At 62.9% G+C, this 13,257-nt stretch carries 6 protein-coding genes; 1 reads left to right on the top strand and 5 read right to left on the bottom strand.

Annotation, left to right across the window (positions count from 1 at the left end):
* Positions 1-187, bottom strand: a 187-nt coding sequence (locus DU505_RS12810; protein WP_220250680.1) for a hemagglutinin repeat-containing protein, incomplete at its 3' end; no start/stop codon positions are given.
* 101 nt (positions 188-288) lie between these two features.
* Between DU505_RS12810 and DU505_RS12805 the strand changes: the two genes are divergently transcribed.
* The gene (locus DU505_RS12805) at positions 289-891 is read left to right on the top strand and encodes an MFS transporter (protein ID WP_245947931.1); all 603 of its coding nucleotides are present in this window, start codon (positions 289-291) and stop codon (positions 889-891) included.
* Between the two features lie 137 nt (positions 892-1,028).
* Here the strand turns inward: DU505_RS12805 and DU505_RS12800 are convergent, their stop codons facing one another.
* The 4 genes from DU505_RS12800 to DU505_RS12780 form a co-directional block, all read right to left on the bottom strand.
* On the bottom strand, positions 1,029-1,346 hold the full coding sequence (locus DU505_RS12800; RefSeq protein ID WP_114479371.1) for a DUF3630 family protein: 318 nt from the start codon (positions 1,344-1,346) through the stop codon (positions 1,029-1,031).
* Between the two features lies 1 nt (position 1,347).
* Entirely contained in the window at positions 1,348-4,107 is a 2,760-nt protein-coding gene (locus DU505_RS12795; protein ID WP_422667026.1) for a DUF637 domain-containing protein, read from the bottom strand.
* A gap of 424 nt (positions 4,108-4,531) precedes the next feature.
* On the bottom strand, positions 4,532-4,822 hold the full coding sequence (locus DU505_RS12785) for a hypothetical protein (protein ID WP_114479369.1): 291 nt from the start codon (positions 4,820-4,822) through the stop codon (positions 4,532-4,534).
* A complete protein-coding gene (locus DU505_RS12780) occupies positions 4,819-13,218 on the bottom strand; it encodes a two-partner secretion domain-containing protein (protein WP_114479368.1) in 8,400 nt (2,799 codons plus the stop codon). The genes DU505_RS12785 and DU505_RS12780 overlap by 4 nt, the downstream gene beginning before the upstream one ends.
* Positions 13,219-13,257 lie beyond the last annotated feature (39 nt).

Below are 13,257 nucleotides of genomic sequence, written 5' to 3'. Positions count from 1 at the left end.
TGCTGCGCTCGTGGGATTCGGTGTGCACGTCGCTGGCGGTTTCGAAGCGGATGGTGCCGCCGCTGCGCAGCTCGATGTCGCCGCCGGATTCCAGCCGCGCCGCCTGGTAGGTCTGGTCTTGTCCGCTGACGATAAGCAGGTCGCCGCCGGTGGCCACTTCGCTGCCGATGGAGCGGGTCCGGCTCACCTCGTCGCGCTGGGTGCGGCTGCCGCCGAGCAGGCCGCCGCTGCGGCGTCGCTGCTGGCGATGGCGCCGCCGATCAGGCGGGTACGGCCGGCGACGTCAAGTTGGAAGCCGCCGTCGCCGGCGACGATGCCACTCTGTTCGGTGACGCTGGCGTAGCTGGCGTCGACTTTCTGGCCACTCAGGCTCAGGCTGCCGCCGCGGGCCTGATCGCCGCCTCGTTCGCCTTCGTCAACCTCGTGGCACGCTCCATGGGTGGCCTGATATCGGACCGCATGGGCAACCGCCGCTTCGTGATGCTCAGCTACATGTTCGGCATCGGCATCGGCTTCGTGCTGATGGGTATGCTCAACTCCAGTTGGCCGTTGATCATCGCCATCACCATCTTCACCTCCTTCTTCGTCCAGGGGGCGGAGGGCGCCACCTTCGGCATCATCCCCTCGATCAAGCGCCGCATCACCGGCCAGATCTCGGGCATGGCCGGCGCCTACGGCAACGTGGGGGCCGTGGTCTACCTGACGATCTTCACCTTCGTCACTCCCACCCAGTTCTTCTACATCATCGCCGGCGGCGCCTTCCTCAGCTGGCTGATCTGCCTGATCTGGCTGAAGGAGCCGGAAGACGCGTTCGACGAGGAGTACTACGTCTCCTCGGTGGACCGCATGATCGAAGGGCAGGAACTGGCCGCGGCTCAGGCCAAGTCATGACGGCGGGCTGAATCGAGCCCTGTAGGGCTCACCAGGGCGGCGACTTCGGTCGCCGCTTTTTTTGGGTGGGGGGTGGGGCAGGTTGTGCTTGGTTAGGCGAGCCTTCGCAAGCCTGTCAGGTGAATACTATTGCTGTACTATCCCGCCTCACCCTCCAAGCGAGACTTCACGCTTGCCAATATTGAATCACCCGCCTCACTCGTTGACTCCAAAGACACCATCACAGGGAAGTCATCGAATACAAGGCGAATAAGTTCGCCCTCTATCAACAGCTCCCAAATCCTGATATCAAAAGAGTCTGTCTTTTTTTGTATTTTTGCACCTAAAGCACGTGCCAGGCTTTCTGCATAAGCTGGGAATCCCTCCCAGTCAACACGGGAATTAAGATTCAAGCATGACCGCCCCGATTTCATTAACTCAATATCAAGCACTTTCTTCTCAACCAGGCCATTCATATCAGAACAAATCTCCACCGCCAGCCCTAGTAGCACTTTCAATTATCTGGTCAGATGTTTTACCTTTATCAACCAAATAATCAAACGTTGGACCAACCTCATCCCCATATCTTTGCAGATTACGTGCATTAATCGTTTCAAGAACTTCCGGCGGGGTGTATTCGCGATACTTAACCTTAAGCTCCGATCTGGCACTATAAGCATATCTAGCCACATCCTCTAGATCTGCTCCTGTGGCCCTAAATGCATCGACAGACTGTTGCAAATCATATACTTCTCTGACATACCCTTGCCTTAACGTCGGTAGGTAACCAAAATCGCCATCAACTCCAGATACAGTATTATCCCATGCTGGCCTTGTGGGAGTTGTCAGATTTTTTTCAGGAGCACCACCACCATCCTGCACCCTACTCCCAGAAAAGTCACCTCCCCCCGCCATGCCTGACCGGCTGGTGACAACATTCCTGGCCAGCCTCGGCAGGCTTGCCGCCAGCACGTCTGTGCCCATCAGCAACGACTGATTTTCCAGGGCGACCCGTACTCTCAGCCTGTCGGCTTCGTCCTGCTGCCCTGCTAGCTCCAGCGCATCGGCTTGGGCCAACTGCTCTCGGATACTCCCGGTAATACTCTCGGGAATAGAGTGCGGCAGATTGGCAGCAAAGGCCTTTATCTCTTGGCCCATCTCTCGCAGTAGTGCTTGAGATTCTTCGTCACCCAGCAGCGCTTGCCCTGCGAGTTGTCCCATTATGATTGGCGCGTTGACAGAATCAACCACCATCTCGGAGAGGGCTTCGGCGCCAATGCGCTCCATGCGCTGCTGCTGGTGCTCAGCATGCTGCCTCGCCGTATGGATGTACTCGGCAAAGACCGTGTCTCGGTCCTCTCGACCCAGTGTCACGTCTTGCCAGCTACTCATGGCAACCTGCAGCAAGGCCCGTTCGTAGCTGCAGGCTTGTGCCGAGCCGCCTTGGCCACAGGCTTCCTCTAGCGCAAGGTCACGCGACTGGCTGAGGGTGTGAATCGCTAGACGTTCTTCCTCCAGGGCTTGGCGCTGTGCCTCTGTGAGGTTTTCCTCTTCCAGTTGGCGATTCAGTTCTTGTAGCCGCTTGGCTTCCGGATGCGCCAGGTAATTGTACCGCGTGGCTTGCGCGGCGATCTCGGCTGCCTGGTACACGTCGCCGTTGACCAGCTCGGCTGCGACGATACCCACCAGCTGCGAAGCCGTGGTCAGCAGGTAGTTGCGTGTTTGGGGATCGCTGCCCAACTTGTTGTCCAGGTACTCCACCAGGGCTTCGTTGGCTCCGGCGGCCATCGCCCCAGTGCGGAAGTCGCCACCCATGGCTTCGGCGGTCAATCCTCCGGCCAGGGCGTGCAGGGCGATCTTCTCGGGGCTGCCGTTAGCGAAGCGATTGTGACTGAAGTCGCCCACGGCGTTGAACAGCACGCCGCTGGCGACATGATGCACGGCGCCTTGTAGCGCGGCATCCAGGTTACGCTCGAAGCTGCCGCCGTTGATGGCGGTTTGCAGACCGGCGTTGGCGATCCCGTGTGTGACACGATGGCCGGCGAAGCGGCCGATGCCACCTAGACTGCGCAGGTCCAGCCCCGAGGTAGTGTTGGTGGAGGTGTTGGTCAACCCGCCCCATACGTTATCGACGCGTGAAGTCATGCCGGCACTGAGGGCGGCGGTGGCAGCGCCACGCAGGCTGTCGCTGGAGAAGGTATCGCCGAGGGCGGTACCCAGGTCACCGCGATTGTTGACCAGGCTGACCGCGCCGGTGCCGGCCAGTGAACCGGCGCCCGCGCTGACCATGCTGGCGGCTACGCCAGCTTCGGCCAGCCCCAGTAAGCCGGAGGCAGCCGGGCCGGCCCAGGCGGCGGCGACGATGGCCACCGCCAGTGCCGCGCCTGCTCCAAGCCCGGATTGGGAGTAGTCCCAGCTGTCGTGGAAGGCCTTGACCTGCTGCCAGTCGACATCGCCGCGCTGCTCCATCTCTTGCAGCCAGGCGAGGTCGGGGTTGGCCGCGACCATGGCGTCGATGGTGCGGCTGACGCTGCGCCGGTCGATCTTCTCCACGTCGATGTGGATGCCGTCGGCGGCCTGGATGATGAGGTCGCCCTGAGCCACCAGTTCGCTCTGGCGCAGCGTTTCGCGGGTGAAGCCTTCGCCGGAGGACGATTGCCAGGCGAAGCTGCTTTTGCTGCGCTCGTGGGATTCGGTATGTACGTCGCTGGCGGTTTCGAAGCGGATGCTGCCGCCGCTTTGCAGTTCGATGTCGCCGTCGGCTTCCAAGCGCGCGGCCCGATAGGTCTGGTCGAGCCCGCTGGCGATGAGCAGGTCGCCACCGCTGGTCACTTCGCTGCCGATCGAGCGAGTCTTGCTGACTTCGTCGCGCTGGGTGCGACTGCCGCCGAGCAGGCCGCCGCTGCTCTTTTTCTCGTAAAGCGAGTAGTCGTGCTGCTGAGCGGTGAGGAGTTCGATGTCGCCGCCGGCCAGCAGCGAGGCATTATCGCCCGCCTGCAAGCGGCTGGCGGTCAGGCGCAGGTCGTCGCCGGCATTCAGGGTCAGGTCGCCGCCAGCGTTGAAGTCGCTGCCCTGTACGCGGCGGCGACTATCGATGGTGTGGGTTCTGCCGCGCCGCTGCTCGTCGTAGCGACGGGACTGCCCCGCTTCGATGGCGATGTCGCGCCCGGCGATGACGCCCAGGTCGCCTTCGGCGCTGACGTCGGCGGCGCGGGCGTGGATATCCTGGCCCGCCAGCAGGGTGAGGTCGTTGCCAAACGCAAGCGTGGTGCCGACTTCCTGGCGTCGGCTGCGCTGGAGGCGGGGGTTGCCGCGCAGGGCGCTGCCCGTGGCCAGGGTTTCCAGGGCCAGGTCGCGACCGGCGGCGGCGACGTGCAGCAGGCGGTTGGCGCCGGTGAATGTGAGCGTGGTCTACCAGCCCGCCAGCTGCGGGTTCCAGTGTGATCCGGAAATCTCATCACAGCATCACGGCAAGCATCTTATCAGGGTAGGCTGTGGCCTCCCCGGATAAGATGCAATAGGGTCGATTGTTAAAGATCGCGGCACGTTGGCAATATCAGTGTCATGACAACGCAACACCTGATGAGGCCAGGTGTTGCACATGATCATATTAGACTGCCAAATCGCGATGGCAAAAAATGAAGGGATATGAGGCTATGGGTCATGGATAGTATTCCACCATGTAATCGCCCCCCAGCTCTTGCTGTAAACTCTTTGCAAGCCTTGATCCTTCAGCTATGTGCATACTCTCGGCTTCAGGTGAACCAAAGCCTGAATCTGGCGGATAGTCATCGTTAAATGTTGCCTGATATTCGCTATCCCAAGCCAGAATTTGAGCTTTTAGCGCTTGAGAAATGGGCAGCTCATCAACCTCCACGTGTCCCATCCTCTCAGGGTCAGGACAGAATATCGGCCCTGCCATATACTCCTTTACGAGCCTTAGCGTGATCATGGTAGTGGCCTCCAATAACTAACAGGGTTCGCTCGGACAACAAATCCATTCGAACCAATCCCAATCGCGATGTTTTGCTCAATCCCATTATGCCTTATTCGATAAACGCTGGCTGAGCCATTTGTCCCGACAACATCCCCCCGTTCCAAGGCGTTCATAATCACCGCTGGGATCTCCTCACGAGGGATTCCTTTGTTAGAGAAATCAACCTCATGCCGATTATATATATGTTGCAATCCAGCAGCATCGCTGCCAGTTTCTAGCCACACAGTTCGACCATCTGGGAGCCTGCGAATATCAACCACGTTTTCAGGTGTAATCTTAGTGCCCTGGGGCAGTCCTGCAATCAGCTCATCTCGTGTCAATGCCCGGCTTGTGACAACATTCCTGGCCAGCCTCGGCAGGCTTGCCGCCAGCACGCCTGTGCCCATCAGCATCGACTGATTTTCCAGGGCGACGCGTACTCTCAGCCTGTCGGCTTCGTCCTGCTGCCCTGCCAGCTCCAGCGCATCGGCTTGGGCCAGCTGCTCTCGGATACTCCCACTTATACTCTCGGGAATAGAGTGCGGCAGATTGTCAGCAAAGGCCTTTATCTCTTGGCCCATCTCTCGCAGTAGCGCTTGAGATTCTTCGTCACCCAGTAGAGCTTGCCCGACGAGTTGCCCCATTATGATGGGCGCGTTGACAGAATCAACCACCATCTCGGAGAGAGCTTCGGCCCCAATGCGTTCCATGCGCTGTTGCTGGTGCTGGCCATGCTGTCTCGCCGTATGGAGGTACTCAGCAAAGACCGTGTCTCGATCCTCTCGTCCCAGCGTCACGTCTTGCCAACTACTCATGGCAACCTGCAGCAATGCCCGCTCGTAGCTGCACGCTTGTGCAGAGCCGCCTTGGCCACAGGCCTCCTCTAGCGCTAGGTCACGAGACTGGCTAAGTGTTTGAATCGCTAGACGTTCTTCCTCCAGGACTTGACGCTGTGCCTCTGTGAGGTTTCCGTCTTCCAGCAGGCGGTTCAGTTCTTGTAGCCGTTTGGCTTCTGGATGAGCCAGGTAGTTATACCGCGTCGCCTGAGCGGCAATCTCGGCGCCCTGGTAGACGTCGCCGTTGACCAGCTCGGCGGCGACGATACCCACCAGTTGCGAGGCGGTGGTCAGAAGGTGAGTTCGCGTCTGGGGGTCGCTGCCCAGCTGGCTATCCAGGTACTCCACCAGGGCTTCATTGGCGCCGGCGGCCATTGCGCCGGTGCGGAAGTCGCCGCCCATGGCCTCGGCGGTCAAGCCACCGGCCAGGGCGTGCAGGGCGATCTTCTCGGGGCTGCCGTTAGCGAAGCGGTTGTGGCTAAAGTCGCCCACGGCGTTGAACAGTACGCCGGTGACTACATGGGTCACTGCGTTTTCGAGGCTGTCACCGAGGTGGCTGCGGTAGCTGCCGCCTTCCACGGCGCTGCGAATGCCCGCGTCGATGACGGCCTGGGTGGCGCGCTGTCCGGCAAAGCGGGCGATGTCGCTCCCATTGTTGAGGCTGAGCTTGAGGTTGTTGGTGGCGCCGGTGGTGGGGTTGGTCTGCGTTCCCCAGTACCGATCGGTCATGCCTTGGGTGACCCCGGCCGTCACGCCAGCGGTGGCGGCACTGCGCAGGCTGTCTGAGGAGAAGGTGTCACTGAAGGTGGCGCCAAGGTCGCCGCGGTTGTTGATGACACTCACCGCAGCGGTACCGGCCAGCGAGCCGGCGGCCGCGCTCGCGCCCACGGCCACTGCGCCGGCGCCCGCACCGCCCAAGGCCCCCAGGGCGTAGTACTGGCCGGTGGCCGAGGCAACGATGGCCACCGCCAGCGCTGCGCCTGGGCCAAGCCCGGACTGCTCGTAATCCCAGCTGTCGTGGAAGGCCTTGACCTGCCGCCAGTCGACGTCGCCGCGCTGTTCCATCTCCTGCAGCCAGGCGAGGTCGGGGTTGGCGGCGACCATGGCGTCGATGGTCTGGCTGACGCTGCGGCGGTCGATCTTCTCCACGTCGATGTGGATGCCTTCAGCGGCCTGGATGATGAGGTCGCCCTGGGCCACGAGTTCGCTCTGGCGCAGCGTTTCACGGGTGAAGCCTTCGCCGGAGGACGATTGCCAGGCGAAGCTGCTTTTGCTGCGCTCGTGGGATTCGGTGTGCACGTCGCTGGCGGTTTCGAAGCGGATGGTGCCGCCGCTGCGCAGCTCGATGTCGCCGCCGGATTCCAGCCGCGCCGCCTGGTAGGTCTGGTCTTGCCCGCTGGCGATGAGCAAATCACCGCCAGTGGTAACTTCGCTACCGATGGAGCGGGTCTTGCTCACCTCGTCGCGCTGGGTGCGGCTACTGCCGAACAGGCCACCGCTACTCTTCTTCTCGTAGAGCGAGTAGTCCTGCTCCTGGGCGGTGAGGAACTCGATATCGCCACCGGCAAACAGCGAGGCGTTATCGCCCGCCTGCAAACGGCTGGCGGTCAGGCGCAGGTCGTCGCCGGCATTCAGGGTCAGGTCGCCGCCTGCGCTGAAGTCGCTGCCCTGCACGCGGCTCTGGCTGTCAATGGTGTGAGCCCCACCCCGCCGCTGCTCTTCATAACGGCTGGATCGCCCCGCTTCGATCTCGATGTTACGGCCGGCAATGGCGCCCAGGTCGCCCCCGGCACTCACGTCGGCGGCGCGGGCGTAGAGATCCTGGCCCGCCATCAGGGTGAGGTCGTTGCCGAATTCCAAGGTGGTTCCGGCTTCCTGCTGGTGGCTACGTTGGAGGCGACCGCCGCTCAATGCGCTGCCCGTGGCCAGGGAGGCCAGGGCCATGTTGCGACCGGCAGCGATCAGGCCGTTGCCGCCGGAAGTGACGTCGGCCGCGGCGAGGCTGAGGTCGCGCCCGGCGTTGAGGATCAGGTCCTGCCCGGCGCGGAGCGTCGCCTGGTGTTCGAGCTCGGCACGGCTGAGGGTCACTCGGCCGTAGCGGGTAGACTGGGTGTCGAGCGTGCTGGCAATGTTGAGGTCGCGTCCTGCACTCAGCGCCATGCTACCGGCGGAATCCAGCGTGGCACCGACAACGTTGAAGTCGCGCCCCGCACCCGCCTGCAACAGGCTATCGGCGGTGATGCTTCCCCTCTCAAGGGTGAGGTCGCGACCGGCAAATAGCGTGACAGCCCGGCCATCGATGTCACCGCCCCGGTTGAGCAGGTCGCTGGCGGCCGTTAGTGAGACCTCATCGCCGGAGATGCGGCCGTTCAGGTTGGCGATACGGTCCGCCGAGATGGTCACACCCTCGCGGCCAGCCAGCGTACCGGAATTGACCAGCTCATTGGCCACGTTCAGGTTCAGAGAACTGCCGCCGATCAGGGTGCCGTCGCCGCGCAGGTCGCCTTCGCGCAGCCGGGCGTAGACCTGCGGCACCAACACCTTCACCGTGCTGCCGTCTGCCAGCGTCACCGTTTGCTCCACCAGCCAAACGATGTCGCTGGTCAACTGCGCCATCTGCTCGGCGGTGAGGGCCACGCCGGGGCGCAGGTCGTGTTCTTGGGCGAAGGTCGTGGCGTTGTTCATCAGCGCGGCGTACTGCGCCTCGTCGTCGGCGTAGCCTTCGAGGAAGCGTTGGCCGGTGAGTTGGGTGACCTGCTCGCGAATCAGGCGCTGCTCGTAGAAGCCGTCGCCCAGGCGCTTCTGGGTCATGGCCGGGTCGGGGTGCAGGGCCGAGAGCAGGTAGTCGGAGCTGAGCCACTCGCGCTGGTTGGTGAAGCGCGGATCGGTCTCGACCAGCGGCCGGATCCCGGTGGGCCTGAGCTGGAACAGGCTATTGCTGGGAAGCTGCAGCTGAGGCGTCAGGGTGCGGATCACCGCGCTCGACCCGAAAGAGGAAGCCTGGACGGCACTCCCCGAACGCCCGATGGCTGGGATTTCGATAATGCCCAGCCCCACATCGACTGAACCGATACCGGACTTGATGGTGCCAGTACTGGAAGCAGAGCCATTGATGGTGACGTTATTTTGTGAGGCGTTGATTTGGGTGCCGGTGCCGGCCGGGTTACGGTTCCCTTCGAAATCACCCGCTTTTAGGTCGATCGTGGTCGTACTTGAGCCGCCGCTGTAATCCTCCCAATCATTCCAATACCGGTACGTACGAGGATCCCCGTCGTGACCTTCTATATGTCTAACATAAGAGCTAAACCTAACCTGCCCGGACCCATGAACCACGCGTTCGCCAACCCCCTCGAGATTCTCGATTGTGTCCAGTGATGCAGTGAGCTTGCCTCCTGAAACAATCTTGCTTTTATCATTGGTCAACGAGCCCCCACTTATCGCCAGGCCTCCCCCTGCCAGTATCTCTGCCGGCAGGGACCGCGCTATTACACTAGCGTATTCAGTGACTTCCAGATCATACTCATACCAAGACAAGAACCATTGATTGGTAGGCTCATGAGCATATGCTGGCAAGGACATGCGCGTCACCGGATCATAAGCGGTTATTGCACGGAACTCACTCAGAGGTCTTTTACTTGACCAAGCTGTAGGTCTCAGATAAGTCACCTGCCGCGGACCGCCCCCTACCAACTCAAGCCTTGTCTCGAAATAATCGTTGGTATTATTCAGCACATCAGCCGCGATGGACATATCGCCCAGCGACTCAATGGTGGCACTGTTGTTGTCAATACTCCGAGCCTGGCCTATCGCATTGCCCGCGGCATTGAGCCTTCCCGCGATGGCCATATCACCAGCACTGAAGATCATCGCCTCGTCGCGGTTGGTCAGGTTACGTACCCCGAGGTCGAGCCGTTCGCGGGTGGCGATTACCGGGGAGGTGCCGTTCTCTCGGTCGTTGGTGAGGGTGGTGGCCTGAATGCCGAGCAGGTCGCCGTAGATACGCCCGGTGCCGAGGTTGTCGAGGGTGGTGGCGTCGATGCGGGTGGTCACACCATCGATCAGGCCACGGTTGGTGAGCTGGCCGGCAGTGAGCCGGGTGGTGGTGCCCGAGAGCTCGCCGGTAGCGGCGTTGACGATGGTTCCGGCGGCAAGATCGAGGGTGGCGCCGGCCTGCAAGGTACCGCGATTGGTCAGGGTGCCGGTCGTCGCGAACTCGAGGTCGCCCTCTGCCTTGAGTTCGGCGCCCTGATTCAAGGTGAAGTCGCTGGCCAGTTGCAGTGCCAGGTCACCCAGCGACAGCAGGCGGCCATTACCGAGCAGTCGCGCCAGATTCAGGGCCAGCCGCTGGTTGGCGATCAGGGTGCCGCCCTGGTTGTCGAGGTCGCTGGTCTGCACGTCGAGTGTGTGCAGTGAAGAGAACAGGCCATCCCGGTTGTCGATAACGTTGGCCGATACGAGGTCGAACCGTTCGTCGGCACGCATCGCACCCTGCCGGTTATGGATTTCGTCGGCGGCGATGCTCACGCTGCGGCCTTCGAGCCCCTGCTCGTCGCCTTGGGTCGTGCCGTTGAGCAGGCGCCTGGCGACAATATCGAGCAAGCCGACAGCCCGCACCAGGCCGCCCTGGTTGCGCAGCGCATCGCCCAGGGCGAGTCGTATGTCGCCCAGCGCCAGGAGTTCTCCTGTGCGGTTGTCGAGGTCGGTGGCCGCTAGGGCCAGCTCGCCCCGGCTGAACAGCGTGCCATTCCGGTTGGTAACGCCTGCGGCTTCGATATCCAGCCCACCGGCACCGATCAAGCCGCTGGTATTGTCAAGCTGGCCGCTGCGCATGACCAGGGTGCCGTTGGCCAGGATGCCGCCGGTATCGGCGTTGTCGCGATTGATCAGGTTTCGGCCTTGGGTATCGAGGGCAAGGCTGCCGCCGGAACGCAGCGTGCCGCCAGTGTTGTCCAGCACGCCGCTGACGATGGTGAGAACGTCGCGAGCGGCGATCTGGCCCCCGGTATTGTCCAGCCGCCGCCCGGCGGTATTCAGCGTGACTCGCTCGCCGAGCAGGGTGCCGCCCTGGTTGTTCAGCTCCCGGCTATTCGAGCGCAGCCTGCCGCCCGCTTCCATCGAGCCATTACCGTTGTCGAGAGTACCGCCGAGGGTGAGGGTGAGATCGCCCTCCACCGTACCGATCGCGCCATGGACATTGCCGAGACTTGCCGCCTGTAGATCGAGCGACCGCTGAGCCAGCAGTTGCCCCTGATTGTTATCAATATCACCATCCGCCTCGATTTCCAGGCTGTCACCAGCGACTATTTCGCCCGCCCGGTTATTCAGCGACGCCACGCTCATCACGGCATCGCCCGCCGCCTGAAGCGTACCCTCCCGATTGATCAGCTCACCGGCTCGCAGCACCAGGTCGACATTGCTGGCGATCAGGCCGGCACGGTTGTCCACCGCCTGAGCAACGTCGAGGGACAGGGGAGCATCGCTGCCCAGGTGCAGCAGCTCGCCGCCACGGTGCTGGAGATGATCCGCTTGCAGGGCGATGCGCTGGGCCTGGGTGCGAGCACCGTCGAGAACGATCTCGCCGCCCTCAACGGTAAGAGCGCCCTGACTGACGATCAGCCCATCGCTGCCGTGCAGGTTCGCGGCGGAAATCTGGAGTTCGCCCTGGTCGCTCAGTTGCACGATCTCGCCGGCTTCGTTGGTCAGCGTGTCGGCTACGTCGAGGCGCAAGCCATCCGCAGCTTCGATGCGGCCCCGGGTGTTGTCGAGTGATTCAGCGGCAACATCGAGCGATCCCTGCACCGCGCCCATCAGCCCCTGGGCGTTATCCAGCCGAATCGTGCTGAGGCGAAGGTCGTTCTCGGCTACCAGCCGGCCTTGGGTATTGTCGACCTCACCCAGCACCTCGATATCCAGCGAGCTCCCGGTCGTGACGTTACCCGCAACGTTGTCGAGTTCGTCGGCCCGAATGGCGATGTCGGCGCTGGCGATCACGCGTCCGCCGCTATTGTCCAGCGTGCCGGTGTTCAGGGTCAGGGTTTCGTCGCTGAACTGGACGATCTCACCGTCGCGGTTGGAGATGTTCGCGGCGCTGAGTTCAAGCCGTTCGGCCTGCACGCTGGCGTTATCGGTGCGCAGCGTGGCCCCGGCGCTGGCGGTGAGGGTGTCGCTGGCGGTGAGCGTGGCACCGCTGGCATCGATATCGCCGTCGCGTGCGGTGACTGAGATATCTCGGGCCTGGGTCTCGCTGCCGGCCAGCGAGACGGTATCGGCTTCGGCCAGGAAGCCGGCGCCGGCCAGGTTGCGGCCCTGGGCCCTGATGCTGCCGTCGGCGGCAAGGGTGAGCTGGCCGCTGTCGCCAAGGCGCTGGCTGCCGGCGTCGACACCGGCGGCCAGGGTGGCATCGGCGGCACTGCGAATGCTGCCTTGCGCCCCGGTGGCGCTAAGCGTCAGGTCGCCCTGGGCCAGGATGGTGCCTGAGCCAAGGTTATCGATACGCGTCTGGCTCGCCAGTTGGATATCGCCTTCGGCGGTGATCGAGCCGCGGTTGACGATGCGCCCATCCGCCGTGAGGGCCACTTCACCCACGCCGCCGGCATGAATCGCCGCGACGTTGCCGGCGTTGTTGACCCCCACGCCGGTTTCCGTGGCCACCAGCCGGATCTTGCCGGCGTACATGCCGCCCAGGTGGGCAACGTCGATGGCGACTTCCGGTGCATCGCCCTGGGGGTTGAGGCGTTCGACCACCTGGCCGTCGGTGCCGATGCGGTTGGCCCCGGCCACCACGTTCAGGTCGTTGGCCCAGACGCCACCCTGCACCTCGACGGCACGAGCCAGCACCGCCGTATAGTCAGTGCCGCTGGCATCCAGCCCGGCGCCGGAAATGGTCACGGTACCCTGCTGCACGCGGTAGCCGGTCAGCTCGCCGTTGCGCAGCTCGGGCGTGCCGGTGGTCAGGGTGGCGCGGCTGGCGTTGATGAAGCCGGCACCATTGACGTCGATACCTGCAGGGTTGGCGATGACCACTTCGGCCCGCGAGCCGGCCACTTCCAGGTAGCCGCGCAGTTGGCTGGGGTTCGCGGAGTTGACCTCATTGAGAATGATCCGGGCTTCGCCGCTGGTGAGGTTGGGGTTGCCCTGCACCCAGCCACTCAACTGAGTCTGGGTGTTGCTGCGCGAGTTGTTGAGAATCGCGCCCTTGGAGGAGACGTCGAACTGGCGGTAGCTGTTGCGCGAGACGCCGGCGGCGCTGGGTGTCTGGATATTGACTTGGGGCACGCCGTTGGCGGTTTCCAGCACCGTGGGGCGCTGGTTGCCCGGGGCGTTGGGATCGCTGGCGATGCTGGCCTGGGCGCTTGGGCTGGCGAGCAGCAGCATCGCCAGCGTGGCGGCGATGGCGGGTTGGCGAAGTGAGCGCCGACGGCGCCCTGCCCGGCCGCCCTCTTTCGGCGATTTTCCGGTGGCCACGGCAAGCTCCGAGGCGGCAACGAGCTGGCCCTTGGCCCGGTTGAAAACGAGTCGATAGCATTGCCGATTCATAAGTGCGTCCCTGCGTGGCTTATGTCAGTTTTTTCAGTA

Origin of the sequence: Billgrantia montanilacus (assembly GCF_003336675.1) — a bacterium.
GTDB lineage: Bacteria > Pseudomonadota > Gammaproteobacteria > Pseudomonadales > Halomonadaceae > Halomonas > Halomonas montanilacus.
This window is presented reverse-complemented; position numbering and strand designations above follow the sequence as displayed.